Raw genomic sequence first — 23,916 nt, forward strand, 5'->3', positions numbered from 1 at the left:
CCCTTCGATCCGAGCCGGCACCTCGCATGCCCGAACCGCCCCTGCCCCGCCGCCCGTTGGCCACTTTCCTGCGTCCTGCTGCTGAGCCGCAGCAGGAAGGACCGCCGCTGACCGATGCTGACCCGGCTGTGCGCCACGCGACCGATGAATCGGCGGACAGCGTGCCGGTGACGGACGCTTCGGTGGAAGCGGTCGAGGCGGTCGTTGCGACGGCCGCAGACGACGCAGACGAGGCAGACGACAGCGTCGCGATGCACGCTGACGCAACTGACACGGTGGCAGCGGCGGCGTCGCCCGTCGAACCGGTTTTCCTGCGCGGCACGTCACCGCTGCACACGCCCCGATGGCAATGGCTGATCGTGGCCGCACTGACCGTGGTGCTGCTGTTGCAGGTGGCCGTGGCAGACCGGGGCCGGCTTGCCAGCGATGCCAGCACCCGCCCGATGATCAGCCTGGTGTGCAGCGTGCTGCGCTGCAGCCTGCCGACCTGGCGCGAGCCGACGGCGTTCACCATGCTGAGCCGCGACGTGCGTCCGGTGCCCGGCCAGGCCGGTGCGCTGCAGGTACAGGCCAGTGTCCGCAACGACGCACGCTGGGCACAGGATTGGCCGTCGCTGCGTCTGTCACTGTCCGATGCGGATGGACGCGTGATCGGCACCGGCGTGTTCACGCCGGTCGATTACCTGGCCGCCGACGGCGCGGCCGCTCCCCCGCTGGAGCCCGGACAAAGCACGCAGATCAGCTTCAGGGTCAGGGAGCCTGCGGCGTCCACGGTCGCATTCAACTTCGACTTCCTGTGAGGGTCGTACGAGCGGCCACCCGTGCAGGGGGCTGCCGCTCGCGCTAGACTGGTCGCCACCACCTTCTTCGCCAGCGCCAGCATCCGCTCCGGCGCGGCCACCAGATCGGGATTCCCATTGAACGCTGTACTCTCTCGTCCTGACACTAGTCGTGGCGCTGCGCGTCCTCCGCTCCGCGAACACGTCGCCCAGTCCGTGCGCCGCTACCTGCGCGACCTGGATGGCTGCGATGCCGACGATGTGTACGAGATCGTGCTGCGTGAGATGGAAATACCGCTGTTCGTGGAAGTACTGAACCATTGCGAAGGCAACCAGAGCCGTGCGGCGTCGATGCTGGGCATCCACCGCGCCACCCTGCGCAAGAAGCTGAAGGAATACGGCATCTCGGCCTGAGGCCGGCCGTGATCGCGTGTTTTTCCGCAGGAACAGGCGCCTGACCCCACCCTGGGGTGCACACGGCCTACAATATCGGCCCCGCCTGCTGCCGTTGCCCTGTTCCCATGAGTGCTGACCTGCTGCCCGTCCGTCGGGCCCTGCTTTCCGTTTCCGACAAGACCGGTTTGATCGAACTGGCGACTGCCCTGGCCGCGCGCGGCGTGGAATTGCTGTCCACCGGCGGTACCGCCAAGGCGATCCGCGATGCGGGCCTGCCGGTGAAGGACGTCGCCGATGTCACCGGCTTCCCGGAGATGATGGACGGCCGGGTCAAGACCCTGCATCCGACAGTGCACGGCGGCCTGCTGGGCCGTGCGGGTATCGACGATGCAGTGATGGCCGAGCATGGCATCGGAGCGATCGACCTGCTGGTGCTGAACCTGTACCCGTTCGAATCGGTCACCGCCAAGGCCGACTGCGCCTTGGACGATGCGGTGGAGAACATCGACATCGGCGGCCCGGCGATGCTGCGCTCGGCAGCGAAGAACTTCGCCCGCGTTGCCGTGGCAACGGACCCGTCGCAGTACGACGAGCTGCTGGCCGAACTGGCGGCGCAGGATGGCCAGCTGTCGGCAGCCAAGCGTTTTGCTTTCTCGGTCGCGGCCTTCAACCGCGTCGCGCAGTACGACGCCGCCATCAGCAACTACCTGTCCGCCGTGGCATCGCGCGATGCGGCCGTGCCGGTGCGCAGTGAATACCCGGCGCAGATGAACTCCTCCTTCGTGAAGGTGATGGATCTGCGTTACGGCGAGAACCCGCACCAGAGCGGCGCGTTCTACCGCGACCTGTACCCGGTGCCGGGCACGCTGGCCACGTTCCAGCAGCTGCAGGGCAAGGAACTGAGCTTCAACAACCTCGCCGATGCCGATGCGGCGTGGGAATGCGTGCGCCAGTTCGACGCGCCGGCCTGCGTGATCGTCAAGCATGCTAACCCCTGCGGCGTGGCCGTAGGCGCCGGCAACGGCGATGCCTATGAGCTTGCGTACGCGACCGACCCGACCAGTGCCTTCGGCGGCATCATCGCCTTCAACAAGCCGCTGGACCTGGCCACCGCGCAGGTGATCCTGGACCGCCAGTTCGTCGAGGTGCTGATCGCCCCGGATTACGAACCGGCTGCACTGGAGTACGCGACGAAAAAGGCCAACGTGCGCGTGCTGCGTATTCCGCATGGCGATGGCATCAACAATTTCGACAGCAAGCGCGTGGGCTCGGGTCTGCTGCTGCAGTCGTCGGACAACCGCGGCATGACGCGCGACGAGCTGAAAGTGGTGAGCAAGGTGGCGCCGACCGAGGCACAGTTCGCCGACCTGCTGTTCGCGTGGAAGGTGGCCAAGTTCGTGAAGTCCAACGCCATCGTGTATGCCAAGGACAACCGCACCATCGGCGTCGGTGCCGGACAGATGAGCCGCGTGTACTCGGCGCGCATCGCCGGCATCAAGGCCGCTGATGCGAACCTGGTGGTGGACGGATCGGTGATGGCGTCCGATGCGTTTTTCCCGTTCCGCGACGGCATCGATGCCGCCGCGACGGCAGGGATCAAGGCGGTGATCCAGCCGGGTGGCTCGATGCGCGACAGCGAGGTCATTGCCGCAGCCGACGAGGCCGGCCTGGCGATGGTGTTCACCGGCGTGCGGCACTTCCGTCACTGACAGGAATCACGCCTTTGGTGCGTGACGACCGTTTGGTCGTCACACCGTCCTCTGTAGTACTTTTGAACCGTCGTATCGCCGCACGCAGAAGGTGATCACATGAACGCCAACAACGGCGAACTGATCCTCTATCGCACCGAGGACGGTCGCACGGATATCCACCTCCGCGCCGCCGATGGCTCTGCCTGGCTGACGCAGGCCGAGATGGCTGACCTGTTTGATTCCACCAAACAGAACATCAGCCTGCATATCCGTCATATCTTCGCCGAGGGTGAGGTGGTTGAAGAAGCAGTAGTCAAGTATTACTTGACGACTGCCTCGGATGGAAAACGTTATAAAACAAAAGCATATCGCCTGGAGCTGATTCTGGCTGTGGGGTTTCGAGTTCGCTCCCCACGCGGTTCCCAGTTCAGACACTGGGCGGCGACGGGCTTGGCGGAGTATCTGGTCAAGGGCTACCTGATCAACGATGAGCGACTCAAAGATGCAGAGCGCGTTGACTACTTCAACGAGCTGCTGGAGCGCATCCGCGACATCCGGAGTTCCGAGAAGCGGTTCTACCAAGCACTGCGTGAGCTGTTCAGAACAAGCAGCAGCGACTACGACGGCACGACGCAGACGGCCAAGATCTTCTTCGCAACTATCCAGAACAAGCTGGTGTACGCCGTCACCGGGCGCACCGCTGCCCAATTGATTGTGGAGCGCGCCGATCCCGAGGTCGCTCACATGGGTTTGACCAACTGGAGCGGAAGCCGTATACGCAAGGCGGATGCTGTTGTGTCCAAGAACTATCTGCAGGATCAGGAGCTGAGTCAGCTGAACCGGCTGGTGACCATGTTCCTCGATTTTGCCGAGGATCGCGCCATGCGGCGTATTGAAACGCGCATGGCGGACTGGATCGTGCAGACCGACCGATTCCTCGACTTCAACGACCGTGACGTTCTGACTGGCCCGGGCCGCATATCGCGCGAGCAGATGGAAGCGATTGTCAACGAGCGCTACGCTGTCTTTGAGGATCAGCGCCGCGCGTCAGAGACGTTGATGGATGAGGAGCAGGCGATTGACGACCTTGAACAACTGCGAGTTGAAGCCAAGCGCTTGACCCCTACTTCCAGCAAGGAAACGCGGTAGCAGGGAGGCATAGCGCGGCACTCCTTCACGCCTCAAACTTCTTTCTCAAGCTTCCCGACCCGGAAACATCCCAACATGCATAAGATCCTTGTCATCGGCTCCGGCGGCCGCGAACACGCCCTGGCCTGGAAGCTCGCGCAGTCCGTGCAGGTCACCGAAGTGCTGGTTGCCCCCGGTAACGCCGGCACCGCGATCGAGGCGAAGTGTCGCAACGTGGACATCAAGGTCACCGACCTGGATGGCCTGTTGGCGCTGGCGCAGTCCGAGAGCGTGGCGGTCACCGTCGTTGGCCCGGAAGTCCCGTTGGTGGCCGGCGTGGTGGATCGCTTCCGCGATGCCGGGCTGCGTATCTTCGGGCCGACCGCCGCCGCCGCCCAGCTGGAAGGCAGCAAGGCCTACGCGAAGGATTTCCTCGCCCGCCACAACATCCCGACCGCGTTCTACGCCGTGCACACCGATGTGGACGCGGCGCTGGCGTACCTCCGCGAAAAGGGCGCACCGATCGTGGTCAAGGCCGACGGCCTGGCGGCCGGCAAGGGCGTCATCGTGGCGATGACGCTGGACGAAGCCGAATCCGCCGTGCGCGACATGCTGTCCGGCAATGCGTTCGGTGATGCGGGCGCGCGGGTGGTGATTGAAGAGTTCCTGGACGGCGAAGAGGCCAGCTTCATTTCCATGGTCGACGGCGTAACGGCGCTGCCGATGGCGACCTCGCAGGATCACAAGCGGGTGGGTGACGGGGATACCGGTCCGAATACCGGTGGCATGGGCGCCTACTCGCCCGCCCCAGTGGTGACCGATGAGGTGCATGCCCGGGTGATGCGCGAGGTGGTCAATCCGACCGTGCAGGGCATGATCGCCGATGGCATCCCGTTCACCGGCTTCCTCTACGCAGGGCTGATGATCGACGCGACGGGCGCGCCAAAGGTGATCGAGTTCAACGTGCGGTTTGGCGATCCCGAAACCCAGCCGGTCATGCTGCGCCTGCAGTCGGACCTGCTGGACCTGGTGCAGGCAGCCATCGACGGCACGCTGGACCAGGTGCAGGCGCAGTGGGATCCGCGTCCGTCGCTGGGCGTGGTGCTGGCTGCTGCGCCGTACCCGGAGGCCCCCATCACCGGCGATGTGATCTCGGGTCTGGATGCTGTGCCGGACACCGCCAAGGTGTTCCATGCAGGCACCGCACTGGATGCGCAAGGCAACGTGGTCAGCGCCGGTGGCCGCGTGCTGTGCGTGGCTGCGTTGGGCGACAGCGTGCGCGACGCGCAGGCCAATGCCTATGCGGGCGTGGCCAAGGTGACGTGGGCGAACGAGTTCCACCGCAATGACATCGGCTGGCGCGCGATTGCCCGCGAAAGCTGAGGCGGGTGCATGGTGGGCCTGCGCGACGTGTGGGGACCGGGTGCGGCGCTGATCTGCCGCTGCGCTCGCCGAGCATGGCTCGGCGCTACCGGTAAACGCGTCATCGTGCGGTAGACGTGTCGCACGGTGGGCGCGTTGCAATGAAAAACGCCGGGCAGTGCCCGGCGTTTCTGTATGCAGCGACTGTCTCCGCTTAGGCGGTGAACAGCGCTTTCATCTTCTTCAGCGCGTTCGCTTCGACCTGGCGGATCCGCTCTGCGGACACGCCGTACTCGTCGGCCAGTTCCTGCAGCGTGACCTTGCTGTCGGCATCCAGCCAGCGGCGGGCGATGATGTCGCGTGAGCGGGCATCCAGTTCGGCCATGCCTTCGCGCAGCAGCTGCAGCTGGTTGTCTTCGCTGTCCGCACGCTCGTAGGCCATCGAAGGATCTTCTTCGTTGGCACGCAGGTACGCGGCCGGCGACGGCGGTGCATGGTCGTCGTCCTCATCGCTGGGCGCATCGAAACCGATATCGCGTCCGGACAGACGGGACTCCATCTCCAGCACTTCGCGCTCGGACACGTTGAGGTCCTTGGCGACCGCCGTGACTTCGGCTGCGTTCATCCAGCCCAGGCGCTTCTTCGACTTGCGCAGGTTGAAGAACAGCTTGCGCTGCGCCTTGGTCGTGGCGACCTTCACGATGCGCCAGTTCTTCAGGATGAACTCGTGCATTTCGGCACGGATCCAATGCACGGCGAAGGACACCAGGCGCACGCCCATGTCCGGGTCGAAGCGCTTGACGGCCTTCATCAGGCCGATGTTGCCTTCCTGGATGAGGTCGCCCAAGGCGAGCCCGTAGCCGTTGTAACCGCGGGCCACGTGCACCACGAAGCGCAGGTGCGAATGCACCAGCTCGCGGGCCGCGTCCAGATCGGTCTGATCACGGAAACGACGCGCCAGGTCCTGCTCATCATCGACCGACAGCACCGGGATCTGGTGCACGGCACCGATGTAGGCGTCCAGCGAACCGAGCGCACTGGGAATCGGGAGATTATTTGCCACAAGGGCAGTAGAGGTGTTCTGGCTCATGGGTTCCATCTTAGCAGTCCGATACTTCGACTGCTAAAGGTTGAAAAAGTTCCAGTGTTCCGTTGGCAGAACAATGGCGCTGACTACCCGTCTACCCTACCGCGATTTGGTGACAGTGGCGATAGCCTTATCGATCACGGTAAACACCTTTTAAATCAGCGGGTTGAATGAAAAATACGGGCGAAAAGACGTGCAAACTGGCTGAACGAGCCGCCGTAGCGGCCCATTCAGCCACAAAGGGTTGTCGGGCATTCAGACGACGACGGTGGGCTGCGCCGGATGCCTCAGTAATACCCGGCCAGATTCAGGAAAAATCCTTTCTGGTCGTAGCGCAGCTCAGTCATGTCGTCGCTGAACTCGGTGAAGTTGTAGCCGCCGCCGATCTTGAAGTTCTCGCCCACGCGGCGGTCCACGCCCAGCAGCCAGCCCTTGCGGACGCCGCCGTCGCGCACTTTCAGCCAGCGATGCTCGGCCAGCCCCTCCCACTTCTCGAACAGGCGATAGCGCAGTTGCAGGGCAGCGAAGTCGGCGCGGCTGTCCAGCCAGGCCCCTTCACCACGGCCCGTGCGGTAGTCGCCCCAGCGCGAGGCCAGCTTGACGGCGACTTCCCAGCGCGCGCCCAGCTGGCGGATGCCCTCCAGGGAAACGATCTGCGAGCGCTGGTCGTACAGGTTGCCGCCTTCCTGCCCCAGCGACGCCACGTCATAGAGATAGGTGAACTTGCCAAAGGCAGCCCAGCGGGTGTCGTCATGCGGCCGCCAGGCAAAGCCCATGTTGGTTTCCACCAGCTTGGCGTCCGCTACCGGATTGATACGGTCCTGGGTGTCGGCATAGTTGGCGCGCAGCGCCAGCCGCCAGTCTTCGTTGAGCTTGTACAACAGGCGGTTGGTCGTGACCCATTGCTCGCGCTGCTCGGCACCGGAGTCATGCCGGTATTCCAGCTTGCTGTTCCACTGCGCCACCGCGTCGGTGCGGCCGCCACTGACACTGTAGGCGCGGCGGTCGATCCGCCCCAGGGTGGATTCCAGTTCACCGTCCATCAGGGTGAAGCCCAGGTTCCAGCCCTGTGCCGGATAGAAGTCCATGCCAAAGGTGTGGACCAGGCCGGCGTTGTCCTGGCGACGGTCCTTGAGGTACTGGCTTTCGTTGTACACATTGACCTGGTTGCTCAGGCGCCAGCGCTGGCCTAAGGTCCAGCCGGACTGCAGACCGGTATCGAACAGCGGATCAGTGCCGGTACGGTCGCTGCTGTAGCTGTAGCTGCCATACAGGCTGTGGTCCGGCGCCATGCGGTACTCGGCATCCACTTTCGCACCGTGGCCGCGGCTGCCGCCGCTGACTTCGGCCCCCACGCTGCTGCGGTCGCCAAACAGATACCGCGCCCCCAACGTCAGCAGGTCGTTCTTCTCGTAGGCGCCGCCATCATCGTCCACCGTGGCCTGGCCGGTGCCGTACAGCTCCCACGATGCACCGAACCGCTGCCGATAGCCGATGGCCGCCAGCAGTGCATCCACGGTCTGCAGGCTCTGCTCTTCGCGTACGCGACGCAGTTCGCCGGTCACCTGGCCGTCGTTGCCCAGCCGCCACTCGGCTGTCAGCTGGCTCTGCTCAAGCGCCAGCTCGCCCTGCTCCGTGCGCGTGTGGCGGCCGTACAGGCTGAAGTCGTCGGTGAGGTAGCCGAGGAACTCGGCACCGTATTCCTGCACCGCCAACCCGGTGTCCTGGCGAGCGACAGAGAAGCCCGCGTCCACATCGCGCCACCAGGCGCCCATGCTCCAATCCTGCGTGGTCCAGCCCAGCTCGCGCAGGTTGGCGCGCGCTTCTACCGCCGTGGCGCTGCCGGATCGCTGCACTTCGTAAGGATTGCGGCGGATGAAACTGAGGCCGCCGTTGTCCGAGTAGAACACCGGTGCCGCCGTGGCATCGGTCTCGGTGTGCTCCACCTTTACATAGGTGCCACGACCCGCCTGCAAGGTGAGATCCGCCCCTTTCAAGGTGTAGTTCTCACCGCTGCGGTTTTCCTCCACCCAAGTGCCACCCACTGCCACGTGGTCGCCGATCCATTGCCGTCCGCGCGCGCCCATCGTCACGTCATCGCTGCTGAACCCCAGCGGCACGTATTCGTAGTCCACCAGCAGCAGCTGGTCGTAGCCATCCAGCGGCATGTCGCGGGTGATGCTGCGAACGTTCTCGCGGGTCAACATCGCCAGCGGCCGGGTCAGGATCAATCGCCCCTGCAGGTCGTCTATTTCATAATCCACGCCTTCCTGCAGGGTGGCGCGGGTTTCAGTGCGGCCGGTGGTGCGGTCACGCACTTCCAGCACCACCTGTTCCGATCCCGGCAGCACATCGGTGTGGCGCAGGTAGTACAGGCTGCCGCCGGTGCCGAGGAACTCGCTGTGGCCGGGCGCGGACTGCGCTTCGGAGCCGAACACCTTCAACTGCGAGCGCGCCTCGCCCAACGGGGTTGCTTCCAGCGACCGCCAGTTCAAGGCACCGCCGTACAACGAACGCACATACTGCCCATATTCCGTGCCGGTGATCCCGGTTGCGTAGTTGCCCCAGATCGCCTGGCTCTGGTCCCAGTCCAGGCGCAGGTACAGCCGCCCCTGCGTGTCGACATCACGCCAGGTGGTGGAATCATCGCCATACACCGGGTAGTACAGATCCGGATCCAGGCGGCGGAACACATCGCTCGGATCTGCGTCCCAGAAATCCCGGAACAGGTGTTTCAGTTCGCGGTCCTGGGTGTCGGCTTGCGCCGTCAGCAGATACTTCCCGCGCATCTTCCCCTTCAGGTAGAACGCCAAGCGCCCTTCGCTGAGGAAACTGTCGTCATCGCGGTCATCGGCGGCGAGTGGCTGCAGGTTGCCGCTGGCGCTGTTCTTCGACACGGTGACATCGGCGATGGCGACCGCGAACAGGTAACGGCCGGTCACCTCCACGTCCAGCTGCCGCTCGGCACTGGGCATGTCCTTGGCCTCCACCTGCACGTCGTAACGGTGGGCGCCCACCGGTTCGAGGAACTCTGCCGCGAACTTCTGCTCCAGGTCCACCGGGAAGCTCTGCCCGTTGATGGTCACCCGGCTGTTCGGCTCCAGTCCACGCCCGTACACGCGTACGCGCGATCCGTGGATGGGAATGTTCTGCAGGCGCAGCTGGCTCTGTCCGTAGATGCTGTTGCTCACCTGCAGCGCCTGCGCGTTCTCACCGTCCAGTGCCTGGCCGAGTGTCTTCTGCACGTTGTCCCGGGTGACCTGCAGGCCCCGATCGAAGTCGGCCGGGGTGACCAGTTGGATGCGCTGGATCTGCGTTTCATCGAACGCATCGCCGGCACCGTAGGCACGCGCCACGTAGATCAGGTCATCGCCGGTGCGCAGCGTGATCTGCTCGGGCAGTTGCGCATCCCACTCGGCTTCGGACACGTAGCCCGCCGGCAGGTCGATGCGCGCAAGCGGGGTGACCAGATCGGTGTCGGTGCCGCGGTACAGCGTGACCTCCAGCCTTTCGATGAACGAGGCGTAGTTGTTGTAGCTGTGGAAGCGCAGCGGGCGCACCAGGCGTCCGTTCTCGAACGGCACCGTCGCCGCCGACTGCACGCTCAGGCTGGGCGGCACCATGCTCGGATCTTCCGTGGCCCATACCACGCCCCCGTTGGGCAGCTCGGACATGAAGCTGCCATCACGTGCAGCCACTGGTGAGGGTGCCAGCGGCACGCTATCGGCTGCTGGCGGTGATGGCGCGTCGCCGCGGATCCGCAGCAACAGCCCTTCGTCGTTGCGGCAGTTGTCGGCGTCACAGCGGATGGCCGGCGGATCAACCGCAGGCAGTACCTGCTGCGCGAGCACCGGCGCAGTGGGGAGCAGCATCGCCAGCAGCAGCAACGAGGTCATGCGGCGTTCGGCTTTCAGGGTCTTCTCCATGGGTCAGCGCCCCTCCCCGCGGGTGCCTGCAGCGGCAGGCGGGTCATCCAGGCGCAGGCTGTGCAGCACCCTCTCGTCACCAGGGCTCACCACGTCGATGCGTGCGGCGGCGGCCACGTCGGTCGCCAGGCGACCGCTGATCGCAGCGCCCAGTATCTGGGCACGTTGCCGTGCCAGTGCCTGCTGGTCCGGTGCAGCCACGATCAGCAGGCGGCCACCGCCGCGTGCCGTGAGCGCCTGCGCGGCTTTGTCCAGCACGGTGGCGGTGCCCGCAGCAAGGCGGGCCGTGCCGCGTTCGAACAGCCCGTCACCCAGTTCAATCACCGCACCGCTGGCGTGCGCCGGTTGCACCGCGATTTCACCGGCAGGCATCACCACGCCGAAGTCGAAGCGCACCGGTACCCCGGGCGTGATACGGCGAACCAGCGGATTGGGCGAGGTGAAGCGTGCACCGGCCGGCACTGTGGACGGGTCCACCTTCAGGATGAAGTTGCGACCGCGTGCGCCGCCGCCCTGGATGCCGACCAGGTGATAGCGGCCGAACGCATCGGTCTCCATCAGCAGGCCTTCCACCGCCGCGACACGCACGCCGGGAATGCCGCGCTCGCCAGGCTCCTGGATGCCGTTGCCATTGCGGTCATCGAACACAGTGCCGACGATCAGGCTTTCATCCAGCAATGGATCCGCCGTGATGTCCACGTCCGCCGATGCGATGTTGCCGATGCTGCGGTTCTGCCCGTCGATCGCGGTGATGCGGTTGGTGTGGAGCCCGGTGCCGGTGCCTGCACCCACGCGCAGGTAATACACCACCGTGGCACTTTCGCCCACCGCGATGTCGATGCCATCGATGCGCAGCGGCTGCACGCCACTGGTGCGCGCGGCATTGTCCGCATCACGCACCGAGAAGCCGCCACTGACGAAGCTGAAGCCCGGTGGCAGCGTATCCAGCAGCGTTGCGCCGTTGGCATCCACGTCGCCCACGTTGTCGATGGTGACCGTGTAGCGCACCAGGTCGCCGATCTGCGCACTGCGCTTGGCTGCCGTCTTGGTCAGCCGCAGGGTGGCCTGTTGGCCGGCGACAGTGACCGCCACGTTGGCCTCGGCACACATCGGCGTGGGGATGGACACATCACACAGGCGATAGCGGAAGCTGTCGGTGCCGAAGAAACCGGCCGTTGGCGTATACGTGCAGTTGCCATTGCCGCACCACGCCGTGCCTGCGTTCGGCGCGACCACCATCTGCAGCGACGCCGGATCCAGCACGGCCATGCGTGCGCTGTCATTGGCCATGACATCGATCGCCATCGGATCGCTGGCTTCAGTGGTGACCACGTCGTCAGCCAGCGCCAGCACGTTCTGTTCGACCATGACGTTCACCGTGGCATCCGCACACTGGCTCGCATCCGTCGCTTCGCAGACGCTGTAATCGAAGCTCTGCTGGCCGGCGAAGTTGGCCAGCACCGCGAAGCGGATGCGGGCCCGCGCCATCACCTCGGCGGTGCCGTACGGCGGCGGTGAGGTGATGCTCAGCACGACCGCGTCGGGGTCGATCGGCGTGCCGTCCATCCGATCGTTGCCCAGCACGTCGATCTCCACCACACCGTTCTGTGGCATCTCGATCAGATCATCCAGTGCAACCACGCGGTCGGTGCTGACAACCACGGTGACACTGACCGTGCCGGTGTCGCAGACCGTGGGCTGGTCGACCAGGCAGATCGTGTAGGTGGTGCTGTAGCTGCCGGGCGACAGCCCCGCCGCCACGTTCAGGCCGCCGTCCGCGGTGAAGCTCAGCGCCGCCGTGGCCACCGGTGCGAACGTGACCTGTGCGGGATCCAGAACCGCGGTGTTGAACGTGTCGTTGCCAAGCACGTTCAGCAGGTTGGTCGCCCCCTGCCCCGCCGGCAGCGGACCCGCCGTGTCGTCCACCGCCAGCAGCGCACCCACCGGTCCCTGCACCAGCACGGTGATGATCGCCGTCGAGCAGTTGCCCGGCACACCGTTCTCGCACAATTGGTAACTCAACTGCACCTGGCCCGGCTGCACGCCAGGCGCCACCATCAGCTGGCCCTGGTTGTTCATCGTATAGCCCGGCGTGGCGCCGACCAGGGTGGCGGTGACACTGCCCACCGGCGGCGGCGCTGCGCCGTTCCAGGTGTCGTTCTCCAGGACCGAGCGGGCGATGGTGCCACCCACCGACGGATCCACCGGCGTGCTGCTGAAGTCATCGTTGACCGCCAGCACCACATTGCTGGCCACCGTCATGCTGGCCGTCGCCGTGCCGCAGACCGTCCCGTGGGGTGCGGGCAGGCAGACCTGGTACGTGAAGCCAACCGTTCCGGACGTGCCCGGCGGCGGGGTGTAGCTGAAGCTGCCATCGGCGTTGAACAACAGACCGGGCGGTGCGGCACCGACGAGGCTGAAGCTGGAGCCCGGCGGCACATTGTCGTTGTTGCCGACATTGCCGCTGGCGGTCTGCCCTGCGGCGGCAGACACGCTGTCGGCCGCCGGTGCGGGAACCAGCAGCAGCGACACCGTGGCCGAATCACAGTTGCCCGGCGCCGCGGCTTCGCACACCTGATAAGTCAACGTGACCGGACCGGACAAGGTACCGGTCGGGAGGGTGATCGTGCCGTCCGCCGCGATCACATACCCCGCCGGTGCGCCTACCAGGCTCAGCACCACCGCAGCGGATGCCGGCGGGGTGGTCCCGTTGAGGGTGTCGTTGCCCAGTACGCTGGGGGTGCTGCTGCCCGGCGTCAGCGGGGCGCCGGTGAAATCATCAGCCTGTGCGGACAGCGTGCCGGTGTTAAGGTTCAACGTCACCGCCGCGGTACCGCACACGGCGGCATTCGGTGCGGGCAGGCACACCTGGTAGGTGAAGCCGACCTGCCCGGTGGTACCTGCCGGCGGTGTATAGGTGAAGCTGCCGTCGGCGTTGAACACCAGGCCCGGCGGCGTGGCGCCGGGAATCGAATACGTGGCGCCCGGCGGCATGCTGTCGTTGCTGCCGACGTTGCCGCTGACCGGCTGGCCGGCGGGGGTGGATACCACGTCGGGCAGCGGCACCGGCGTCACCACCAGGCGGATGATCGCGCTGGCACAGTTGCCGGACGCAGCCGCCTCACAGACCTGATAGCTCAGGGTGGTGGCACCGGCGAGCGCGGCCACTGGCACGGTCACGGTGCCATCGGGGTTGATCACGAAGCCCGCAGGCGCACCCACCAGGCTCAGCTGCACGCTGGCCGGAGCCGGCGGCGCCACCCCGTTCAACGCGTCGTTGGCCAGCACGCTGGCGGTGACAGCGCCCGGCAGCAGTGGGCTGGCACTGAAGTCATCGTCCGCGGCCAGCAGGGTGCCGGTGTTGACGTTGATCGTCACCGTGGCGATGCCGCAGGTGGCCGCATACGGTGCAGGCAGGCAGACCTGGTAACTGAAGCCGACCGGGCCACTGCTGCCAGCGGGCGGGGTGTAGCTGAAGCTGCCATCGCCATTCAGCACCAGCCCCGGCGGCGTGGCACCCACGATGCTGAAGCTGGAGCCCGGCGGCACGTTGTCATTGCTGCCGACGTTGCCGGTGACCGGCTGGCCGACCAGCGTGGATACCACGTCGGCCACCGGCACCGGGGTGAGCACCAGCACGACGTTGGCGGTCGCGCAGTTTGCCGGTGCGGCGGCTTCGCATACCCGATAGGTCAGCGACACCGCGCCGGACGGCGCGGCGAGCGGCGTGCCGATCATGCCGTCCGCACTGATCACGTAGCCGGCCGGCGCGCCGACCAGGCTCAGCACCACGCTGCTGGCGGGCGGCGGGGTGACACCGTTCAGTGCATCGTTGAGCAGCACGCTGGGCGTGCTGCCGCCAGGCACGAAAGACGCGCTGCTGAAGTCGTCGTTACCGGCAACAAAGGTGCCGACGCCGACCGTGATGGTCACCGTCGCCGTGCCGCAGACACTCCCGTTCGGCGCGGGCAGGCAGACCTGATACGTGAAGCCGACCGGGCCCGTGGTGCCGGCTGGCGGCGTGTAGCTGTAACTGCCGTCGGCGTTGAGTGCCAGGCCGGCCGGCAGCGTGCCGACCACGCTGAACAGCGATCCCGCCGGCACGTTGTCGTTGCTGCCGACGTTGCCGCTGGTGGTCTGGCCTGCGGCCACCGAGACGCTGTCCGCTGCGGGCGCCGGGGTGAGCAGCAGCGACACCGTCGCGGTATCGCAGTTACTCGGCGCAGCCACCTCGCAGACCTGGTAGGTCAAGGTCACCCGCCCGGACACCGTGCCGCTCGGCGTGACCAGGGTGCCGTCCGGATTGATCGCATAACCGGCCGGCGCGCCGACCAGCGACATCGTGACCGTAGCGGCCGCAGGCGGCGAGACGCCGTTCAAGGTGTCGTTGGCCAGCACGCTGGCGGCGGTGGTCGCACCGGGCAGCAGCGGCGTACCGCTGAAGTCATCTGCCTGTGCCGCCAGCGCGCCGTTGTTGACGTTGATCACCAGGATCGCGTTGCCGCAGACGGCCCCGTTGGGCGCCGGCAGGCACACCTGGTAACTGATGCTGACCGGCCCGGTGGTGCCGGCCGGCGGACTGTAGCTGAAGCTGCCGTCGGGGTTGAACACCAGCCCCGCAGGCGCACTGCCGGTGACCGAGAACACCGCACCCACCGGCACGTTGTCGTTGCTGCCGACATTGCTCACCATCGGCTGGCCGGCGGGCGTGGATACCACATCATTGGCCGGATCCGGCGTGACCAGCAGGCTGATCTGCGCACTGTCACAGTTGCCGGGCGCTGCTGCTTCGCACAGCTGATAGGTCAAGGTGACCGGTCCCGACAACGTGCCTGCGGGCACGCCGACGGTGCCATCGGCGTTGATGACATAGCCAGCCGGTGCGCCGACCAGACTCAGCAGCACCGAGGCAGCCGCAGGCGGCGTGACCCCGTTGAGCGTGTCGTTGCCGAGCACGCTGGGTGTACTCCCACCCGGCAGCACGGCCACGGCACTGAAATCATCGGCCAGCGCATCCAACGCGCCGTTGTTGACATTGATGGTGACCGACGCGATACCGCAGGTGGTTGCGTTCGGTGCGGGCAGGCACACCTGGTAGCTGAAGCTGACCGGGCCGGTGATCCCTGCGGGCGGGGTGTAAGTGAAACTGCCATCTGTGTTGAACAGCAACCCCGTAGGCGGCGTGCCGACCACGCTGAACAACGAGCCAGCGGGCGCGTTGTCGTTGTCGCCAACGCTGCCGCTCACGGCCTGGCCAGCCAACGTGGAGACGAGGTCGGCCACCGGCACGGGCGTCAGCAGCAGCGACGCGGTGGCCGTATCGCAGTTGGCCGGCGCCGCGGCTTCGCAGATCTGATAAGTCAGGGTAACGGCGCCGGCCGGCGTACCGCCCTGGGTGGCGATCGTGCCATCCGCATTGATCGCGTAACCGGCCGGTGCACCGACCAGGCTCAGCAGGACATCGCTGGCCAGCGGCGGACTGACACCGTTCAACGCGTCGTTGGCCAGCACGCTGGCCGTGCTGCCGCCAGGCACCAGCGGCGTGCCGCTGAAGTCATCGTTCGCCGCCGCCAGCGTGCCTGTATTGACGTTGATGGTCACCGATGCAGTGCCGCACACCGCGGCATACGGCGCGGGCAGGCAGACCTGATAGGTGAAGCCGACCGGACTGACCACGCCCACCGGCGGTGTGTAGGTGTAGCTGCCATCGGCGTTGAACACCAGCCCGGCCGGCGTGATGCCGGTGACGCTGAACTGAGCGCCCGCCGGCACGTTGTCATTGCTGCCGACATTGCCGCTGGTGGACTGACCAGCAGCCACCGATACCGTATCGGCGGCAGGCGCAGGCGCGAGCACCAGCGTGACCAGGGCGGTGTCGCAGTTGGCCGGCGCGGCGGCTTCGCACAGCTGGTAGGTCAGGTTGACCGCACCGGGTGTCGCGCCAACCGGTGTGCTGATGAAGCCGGCCGCATTGATCGCATAGCCGGCCGGCGCACCCACCAGGCTCAGGATCACCGTACCGGCCGCAGGGGGACTCACCCCGTTCAAGGTGTCATTGACCAGCACGCTGGTGGAGGTGCTGGCACCGGGCAGCAACGCAGTGGCGGTGAAGTCGTCGACGGCGGCGTCCAGGGCCCCGTTGTTGACGTTGATGCTGACCGACGCAGTGCCACACACCGCACCGTTCGGCGCAGGCAGGCACACCCGGTAATCGAACGTGACCGGACTGGCCACGCCGGTCGGCGGATTGAAGAGGAGGCTGCCATCGGCGTTGAACACCAGTCCGGCAGGGGGGGCACCTACCACGCTGAATACCGAGTCGGCGGGCACGTTGTCGTTGCTGCCGACACTGCCGGCCACGGCCTGCCCTGCCGACGTCGACACCACATCGTTGGACGGCACCGGGGTCAGCAGCAGGCTGACATCGGTGCTGTCGCAGTTGGTCGGCGCCGCGGCTTCGCACACCTGGTAGGTCAAAGCCACCGGCCCGGACAGCGCGCCGCTGGGCACGCTGAGAGTGCCATCGGCGTTGATGGCATAGCCCGCCGGTGCGCCGACCAGGCTCAGCACGACCGATGCGGCCGCCGGTGGCGTGACCCCGTTGAGCGTGTCATTGGCCAGCACGCTCGGCGTGCTGCCACCGGGCAGGATCGCTGTGCCGCTGAAGTCGTCCGCCACTGCATCCAGCGCGCCGTTGTTGACATTGATCGTGACCGACGCGGTGCCGCACACGGTGCCGTTCGGCGCGGGCAAGCAGACCTGGTACGTGAAGCTCACCGGGCTGGCAACGCCGAGGGGTGGGGTATAGGTGAAGCTGCCATCGGCGTTGAACAGCAGGCCGTCCGGCGCAGTGCCCGGCACGGTGAACACGGCATTGGCCGGAACGGTGTCGTTGCCGCCGACGTTGCCGGTCACCGCCTGCCCGGCCAGCGTGGACACCACATCGGCCACCGGGGCCGGCACCACCACCACTGCGACGCTGGCGGTCTGGCAATTGCTCGGCGCGGCGGCTTCGCACAGCTCGTAGTCCAGGCTGACGGCACCGGACGGCGCGGCCAGTGTGATCGCTATCGTGCCGTCGGCGTTGATGGCGAAGCCCGCCGGTGCACCGATCAGGCGCAGGGTGACCTCGTTGGCCGGCGCGGGGCTGACGCCGTTCAAGGCATCGTTGGCCAGCACGCTGGCGGCGCTGGTAGCGCCCGGCAGCAACGGGGCGGCACTGAAGTCATCGCTGGCGGCCAGCAGCGCACCGCTGTTGATCGTCAGGGTCACCGTGGACGTGCCGCATACAGCGGAATCCGGTGCCGGCAGGCACACGCGGTAATCGAAGCTCACTACGCCCGACGTGCCGATCGGCGGTGCGTAGCTGAAGCTGCCATCGGCGTTGAACAGCAGACCGGCCGGGGCGGTGCCGACGACGCTGAAGACCGCGCCGGGCGGCACGTTGTCATTGCTGCCCGCGTTGCCCAGCACGGTCTGCCCGGCCAGCACGGTCAGAGCGTCGGGCGTGGGTACCGGGGTCAGCAGCAGGCCGACCTGTGCGGTGTCACAGTTGGTCGGCGCGGCGGCCTCGCACACCTGGTACGTCAGGTTCACCACACCGGATACCGCGCCGGTCGGCGTGCTGATCGTGCCGTTGGCGTTGATCGCGTACCCCGCCGGTGCACCGACCAGGCTCAGCACCACAGCGGCAGCCGCAGGCGGCGTGGCACCGTTCAAGGTGTCGTTGGCCAGCACGCTGGTGGCGGTGCTGTCACCGGGCAGCAGCGGGGTGCCACGGAAGTCGTCTGCCACCGCCGACAGCGCGCCGTTGTTGACATTGATCGTCACCGTGGCCGCGCCGCACACCGTTGCATCCGGCGCGGCCAAGCACACCTGGTAGTCGAAGGTGACCGGGCTCACCACGCCAACCGGCGGGGTGAAGGTGAAGCTGCCATCGGCATTGAACACCAGCCCGGCCGGGGCGGCGCCGACGACGGCGTACGCCGCGCCAGCGGGCACGTTGTCGTTGCTGCCAACGGTGCCGCTGACGGCCTGGCCCACCGGCGTGGACACCACGTCATCCACCGGCTGCGGGGTCAGCAGCAGTGATACCTGGGCGGTATCGCAGTTGGTCGGCGCGGCGGCTTCGCACACCTGGTACGTCAACAGCACGCGGCCGCTGGCCGTACCGGCGGGAATCCCGATCGTGCCGTCGGCATTGATCACATAGCCGGCCGGCGCGCCGACCAGGGACAGCAGCACGTCAGCCGATGCGGGCGGGGTCACCGCGTTGAGCGTGTCATTGGCCAGCACGCTGCCGGTACTGCTGCCCGGCAGCAGCGCGCTGCCGCTGAAGTCGTCGTCCGCTGCGGACAGCGCACCGTCGTTGACGTTGAGGGTGACCGTGGCGCCGGAGCACAGTGCGGCATCCGGTGCCGGCAGGCAGACCTGATAGCCGAACGTGACCGGGCTGACCACGCCGGTCGGCGGGGTGAACACGAAGCTGCCATCCGCGTTGAACACCAGGCCAGCCGGGTTGGCCGTGGTCAGCACGAACTGCGCGTTTGCTGGACTGTTGTCGTTGGCCCCCACGTTGCCGCTGACCGCCTGCCCGACCTGGGTCGATACCGCGTCGGCCACCGCCTGCGGCGACACGACCAAGCGGATGCTGGCGGTATCGCAGTTGGACGGCAACGCCGCTTCGCACAGCTGGTAGGTAACGGTCAGCGCGCCGGCCGGCGTACCGGCCGCCACGGTCAGCACGCCGTCATTACCGATGCTGACACCGGCCGGGGCGGCAGGCAGCGTCACCACCACGCTGGCGGGGTCCGGTGGGCTGACACCGTCCAGGCTGTCGTTGACCAGCACCGAGGCGGTGTTGCCGCCCAGGGTGGGATTGATCGGCGTGGCGCTGAAGTCGTCATCCGCCGCTACCAGCGTGCCTGCATTGATGTTGATGCTGACGTTGGCGCTGGAACACAGCGTGGCGTACGGCGCCGGCAGGCACACTTCGTAACTGAAGGACACCGGGCTGGCCACGCCCACCGGCGGGGCATAGGTGAAGGTGCCATTGCCGTTGAACAGCAGCCCGTCCGGCGCGACGCCGGTCACGCGGAACTGCGAACCCGCCGGCGCGTTGTCATTGTCACCGACGCTTCCATTGAGCAATCGGCCGGCCTGCGTGGACAGCGCATCGTCGCTGGCTTGCGGCGTCACGACCACGGTGATCTGTGCACTGGCGCAGTTGGCCGGCGCAGCCGCTTCGCACAGTTGGTAGGTGAGAACGTTGACGCCGGCGGTGGCCGCTGCCGGCACCTGCAGCAGACCGTCGGTGGTCAGCGCGTAGCCGGCAGGCGCGCCGACCAGTTGCAGCGTCACCGAAGCGGCCGCCGGTGGCGATACGCCGTTCAAGCTGTCATTGGCGAGCACGCTCTGCGCGGTGTTGCCACCGGGCGGCAACGGCGTGGCAGTGAAGTCATCGCCCAGCGCAGCCAGGTTGCCGGCATTGACGCTGATCGTGGCCGACGCCGTGCTGCATCGGGTGCTGTCCGGCGCAGGCAGGCAGACCTGGTAATCGAAGTTCACCGCCCCGGTGAAGTTGACCGGCGGATTGAACAGGAAGCTGCCATCCGGGCTGAACGACAGGCCGGTGGGTTCGATGCCGGTGACGCTGTAGACCGAGCCGACCGGTGCGTTGTCATTGCTGCCGACCGTGCCCGCGAGCAGCTGCCCGACCGGAGTGGAGAACGCATCGGCCAGCGCCTGCGGCGACACCACCAGCGAGATCTGGGCGGTATCGCAGTTGCTGGGCAATGCGGCTTCGCACAGCTGGTAGGTGAGCGTCACGGCACCGGCCACCACACCGGCGGCGACGTTGACGGTGCCATCGGCGGCCAGCGTGTAACCGGCCGGCGCATTGAGCAGCGCAAGCTGCACGGCGCTGGACGCCGGCGGCGTTGCGGTGTCCAGGCTGTCGTTGACCAGCACGCTGGCGGTGCTGCCGCCCAGCGCAGGATCCACCGGTGTCGCGCGGAAGTCATCGTCGTTGGCGACCAGCGTGCCCGCGTTGACGTTCAGGGTGACCGTCGCGGTGGTGCAGACGGTGGTGTTGGGAGCAGGCAGGCAGACCTGGTAGGCGAATGTCACGGCCCCCTGCGTGCCCGGCGGTGGTGTGTAGATGAAGCTGCCATCGGCATTGAACACCAGCCCTGCCGGTGCGGTGCCGCTGACGTCGTAGGCACTGCCGGCGGGAACGTTGTCGTTGGCGGCAACACTGTTGTTCAGCGCTATCCCCGCCTGGGTGCTGAAGTTGTCGTTGTTCGCAACCGGGCTCAACAGCAGCAGCACGTTGGCCGAGCTGCAGTTGGACGGCAGCGCGACTTCGCACACCTGGTACCCGAAGGTGACCTGGCCTGCCGCAGCGCCCCCGGGCACGGTGACGGTGCCGTTGCTGTTCACCACGTATCCGGCCGGCTCGCCCACCAGGGTCAGCTGCACTTCCGACGGATCCGGCGGAATCGCGCCGTTGTGGGTGTCATTGGCCAGCAGGCTGTTGGTTGTACCGCCGGTGTTGGCATCCAGGATCAACGAGCGGAAATCATCGTCGTTGGCCTGCAGCGTGCCGGCATTGACGTTGACGGTCACCGTTGCCGTCGCGCAGACCGTGGACTGCGGTGCCGGCAGGCAGACCTGGTAATCGAACGTGGTCGGGCCGGTGAACAGTGCCGGCGGTGTGTACGTGAAGCTGCCATCGGCCGCGAACACCAGGCCTGCAGGCGCCGGGGCGACCACGTTGAACTGCGAGCCGGCCGGTGCATTGTCGTTGATCGCCACGTTGCCGCTGACGGGACGACCTGCATTGGTCGACAGCACGTCGTCCACTGCATCGGGCGTAATGAGCACCGTGATGGTGGCGGTATCGCAGTTGGTAGTGCCGGGCTCGCACACTTGGTAGGTGAGGTTGACGATGCCCGCTTGGGCGCCCGCCGGCACGCTCAGCTCGCCGGTAGGCTGCAGGGTGAACCCCACCGGTGCAGCACCGGTCAGCGCGAACGCCGCCTGTGCGGGCACCACCGGCGCGGCGTTGATGGTGTCGTTGGTCAGGACGCTGGCGGTCAGTCCGCCTGCCGCCGTCAGCGGCGAGCTCGAGAAGTCGTCATCGTTGGCGGCGATGACGGCAGCCGTCACGACGAAGCTTGCCGTGGCAGTGGCACATATCGCGCTGTTGGGCGCGGGCAGGCACACCTGGTACTGGAAGCTGTCCGTACCGCTGTAGGCCGGCAATGCGGTGTAACTGAAGCTGCCATCGGGGGCCACTGTCGCGGTGCCGTCCGTCGGCCCGGACAGCAGGTTGTATACCGCGCCGGTTGCGGGGTTGTCGTTGCCGCTCAGCACACCGGGGAATGCAACGCCGGCGGTGGCGCTGAAGTTCTCGCCCGCGGCCGACGGCGCCACCACAAGCTGCACGGTGGCCGTATCGCAATTGCTCGGCGTGGCCACTTCGCACAGTCGGTAGGTGAGCGTCTGTGCGCCAGCCGCTGCGTCTGCGGCGACGACGACCTGGCCGGCTGCGTTCACGCTGTAGTCCGCTGGCGCACCCTGCAGGGCCACCGTGACCTGTGCCGGCGCGACCCCCACACCGTTCAGCAGATCGTTGGCCAGCACGCTGGTCGTCGTGCCACCGCTGGCAGCCACCAGGATAGTGATCACGTCGTCCACCGCATCGATGGCATTCGCCGCGACCTGCACGTTGACCGTGGCGGTATCGCACACCAACGCGTTCGGTGCGGGCAGGCAGATCTGGTAAACGAATTGGTCGGGACCGGTGTTGCCATTGCCGGGGGTGTAGGTGAATACACCGAAGGCATCCATCACCACCGTGCCGCGCGTCGGCGGCGTGGTCACCGTAAACGCAGAACCGGCCGCGACGTTGTCGTTGTCCGCCACGTTGCCGCTCACTGGCAGGCCGGCGCCCGGCGTGGCCACGCTGTCATCCACTGCATCCGGACTGATGATCAGGGAGACGTCGGCGGTATCGCAGTTGTTCGGTACGGCGGCTTCGCACAGGCGATACGTCAGCGTGGTGACGCCCGCAGCTGCCGTGGCCGGCACGGTGATTTCGCCGGTCGGCGCGATGCTGAAGCCCGCCGGCGGCGTGGCCAGCGTCAGTACGACCAGCGCCGGTGCAAAGGGGGCCCCGTTGAGCGTGTCGTTGCCCAGTACAGACGGGGTAGTGCCGCCCGCGCCGGCAGCGAACGGCGCGGGGAACGCATCGTCGACGGCAAGCAGCTGGTTGGCATCCACCAGCACGCCGGCACCGGCGAAAGCGCAGACCGCCGCATCGGGTGCAGGCAGGCACACGCGGTATTCGAAGGACACGGGCGACAGGATTCCGCCCGTCGGGGCCAGGGTGAAGCTGCCATCCGCGTTGAACACCAGACCCGCCGGCAGTGCGCTCGTGGCGGTATACACCGCATTCGGCGGGGCATTGTCATTGGTGACCACGGTACCGCTGAACGACGGCGTGCCGGATGCCACGTTGTAGCTGTCGGACAGCGTCGACGGGGCGACCACGAAGGTGGCGCTGGCGGTGGCGCAGTTGCTCGGCGATACCCGTTCGCAGATCTGGTAATCCAGCGACGTGCGGCCGGCAGGCGCGCCACCGGGCACGGTGATCCGGCCGTCGCTGTCGATGCTGAATCCTGTCGGCGCCGCCGGCAGCGTGACGATCAGGTCCGCTGCCACGACCGCCGCCCCTCCCAGGGTGTCGTTGACCAGCACGCTGGAGGTGGTGCCGCCGGTGCTGGCGATCACGCCGGGAAATACGTCGGCGACGGCCACGATCGCGGCCGGCTGCACACTGATCACCGGCGTGGTGGCGCTGTTGTCGCCCGGCGTTGGATCGGTGGTGCCCGGCGGCAGGATCAGCGAGGCGGTGTTCGCCGGCACGGTTGCCGGGGTGGCAGAAGGCGCCGTGCCACTGACCACCAGCGTCACCGCGTCGCCGACGCCGATGTTCACCTGCACGCTGATGCTGTTGCCGGTGCCGCTGGCGAGCGCGCATGACGAGGCCGGCGAGGCCGCCGTGCAGGTCCAGCTGACGTTGGTCAGCAGGACCGGCACCGCATCGACCACGGTCACGCCCAGCGCGCTGGACGGGCCCTGGTTGTTGACCTGGATCTGGTACTGCACCGGCGCGCCCGCGGTCACGCTGGTCGGGCCGAGGATGCTCTTCGACAGGCTCAGCTGCGCCTGCAGAGCAAGCACGTTGCTGTCGGTGGCACTGTTGTTGCCCGGCACCAGATCGCCGATGTCGGCAGGCGGCGCCACGTTGGCGGTGTTGCTGAGCGGGCTCGGGTAGGACTGGGCGAACAACGTGGCCGGCAGCAGCATGGCGAGCAGGCACGCACCCCACCCTTTACGGGCAAGCGGTACGGCGCGTTGCATGCGGTGCTCGACTGCCTTGGACATGCCCTGTTCCTCGCCTGCTGCGGGTCGCATCACGGCGATGCATTCCCGTCGTTCCGTCGTCAGTGCCGGCAACACGCGATGGGCTGCGCGCCGGT

The 23,916-nt window shown here is 66.9% G+C and carries 8 protein-coding genes; 5 read left to right on the top strand and 3 right to left on the bottom strand.

Going from position 1 to position 23,916, the window contains the following annotated elements; genetic code table 11:
• The first annotated feature begins 26 nt into the window (after positions 1 to 26).
• The 5 genes from ICJ04_RS16265 to purD all read left to right on the top strand — a co-directional run bounded on the left by ICJ04_RS16265 (position 27) and on the right by purD (position 5,377).
• The gene (locus ICJ04_RS16265; protein WP_188325208.1) at positions 27 to 800 is read left to right on the top strand and encodes a DUF3426 domain-containing protein; all 774 of its coding nucleotides are present in this window, start codon (positions 27 to 29) and stop codon (positions 798 to 800) included.
• A 117-nt stretch (positions 801 to 917) separates the two neighbouring features.
• Positions 918 to 1,193 (top strand): DNA-binding transcriptional regulator Fis, encoded by a 276-nt coding sequence (fis, locus tag ICJ04_RS16270; protein WP_188325209.1) that lies wholly within the window; start codon positions 918 to 920, stop codon positions 1,191 to 1,193.
• A 107-nt stretch (positions 1,194 to 1,300) separates the two neighbouring features.
• A complete protein-coding gene (gene purH / locus ICJ04_RS16275) occupies positions 1,301 to 2,884 on the top strand; it encodes a bifunctional phosphoribosylaminoimidazolecarboxamide formyltransferase/IMP cyclohydrolase (protein ID WP_188325210.1) in 1,584 nt (527 codons plus the stop codon).
• 99 nt (positions 2,885 to 2,983) lie between these two features.
• Positions 2,984 to 4,015 (top strand): RhuM family protein, encoded by a 1,032-nt coding sequence (gene rhuM, locus ICJ04_RS16280; protein WP_188325211.1) that lies wholly within the window; start codon positions 2,984 to 2,986, stop codon positions 4,013 to 4,015.
• Between the two features lie 75 nt (positions 4,016 to 4,090).
• Positions 4,091 to 5,377 carry a phosphoribosylamine--glycine ligase gene (purD, locus tag ICJ04_RS16285; RefSeq protein WP_188325212.1) on the top strand — a complete coding sequence of 429 codons (1,287 nt, stop codon included), beginning with the start codon at positions 4,091 to 4,093 and terminating at the stop codon, positions 5,375 to 5,377.
• A 193-nt stretch (positions 5,378 to 5,570) separates the two neighbouring features.
• Here purD and rpoH read toward each other — a convergent pair whose 3' ends face one another.
• The 3 genes from rpoH to ICJ04_RS16300 form a co-directional block, all read right to left on the bottom strand.
• Positions 5,571 to 6,446 (bottom strand): RNA polymerase sigma factor RpoH, encoded by an 876-nt coding sequence (rpoH, locus tag ICJ04_RS16290; RefSeq protein WP_188325213.1) that lies wholly within the window; start codon positions 6,444 to 6,446, stop codon positions 5,571 to 5,573.
• Positions 6,447 to 6,730: 284 nt separating this feature from the next.
• The gene (locus ICJ04_RS16295) at positions 6,731 to 10,369 is read right to left on the bottom strand and encodes a hypothetical protein (RefSeq protein ID WP_188325214.1); all 3,639 of its coding nucleotides are present in this window, start codon (positions 10,367 to 10,369) and stop codon (positions 6,731 to 6,733) included.
• Positions 10,370 to 10,372: 3 nt separating this feature from the next.
• Positions 10,373 to 23,821 (bottom strand): Ig-like domain-containing protein, encoded by a 13,449-nt coding sequence (locus ICJ04_RS16300; protein ID WP_188325215.1) that lies wholly within the window; start codon positions 23,819 to 23,821, stop codon positions 10,373 to 10,375.
• Between the last annotated feature and the right edge of the window lie 95 nt (positions 23,822 to 23,916).

Origin of the sequence: Stenotrophomonas sp. 169, from assembly GCF_014621775.1 — a bacterium.
GTDB lineage: Bacteria > Pseudomonadota > Gammaproteobacteria > Xanthomonadales > Xanthomonadaceae > Stenotrophomonas.

Excerpts from the sequence above, each read along its gene's own strand:
- ICJ04_RS16265 (WP_188325208.1), top strand. The coding sequence starts at position 27 with ATGCCCGAACCGCCCCTGCCCCGCCGCCCGTTGGCCACTTTCCTGCGT.
- purH (WP_188325210.1), top strand. The coding sequence starts at position 1,301 with ATGAGTGCTGACCTGCTGCCCGTCCGTCGGGCCCTGCTTTCCGTTTCC.
- rhuM (WP_188325211.1), top strand. The coding sequence starts at position 2,984 with ATGAACGCCAACAACGGCGAACTGATCCTCTATCGCACCGAGGACGGT.
- purD (WP_188325212.1), top strand. The coding sequence starts at position 4,091 with ATGCATAAGATCCTTGTCATCGGCTCCGGCGGCCGCGAACACGCCCTG.
- rpoH (WP_188325213.1), bottom strand. The coding sequence starts at position 6,446 with ATGAGCCAGAACACCTCTACTGCCCTTGTGGCAAATAATCTCCCGATT.
- ICJ04_RS16295 (WP_188325214.1), bottom strand. The coding sequence starts at position 10,369 with ATGGAGAAGACCCTGAAAGCCGAACGCCGCATGACCTCGTTGCTGCTG.
- ICJ04_RS16300 (WP_188325215.1), bottom strand. The coding sequence starts at position 23,821 with ATGTCCAAGGCAGTCGAGCACCGCATGCAACGCGCCGTACCGCTTGCC.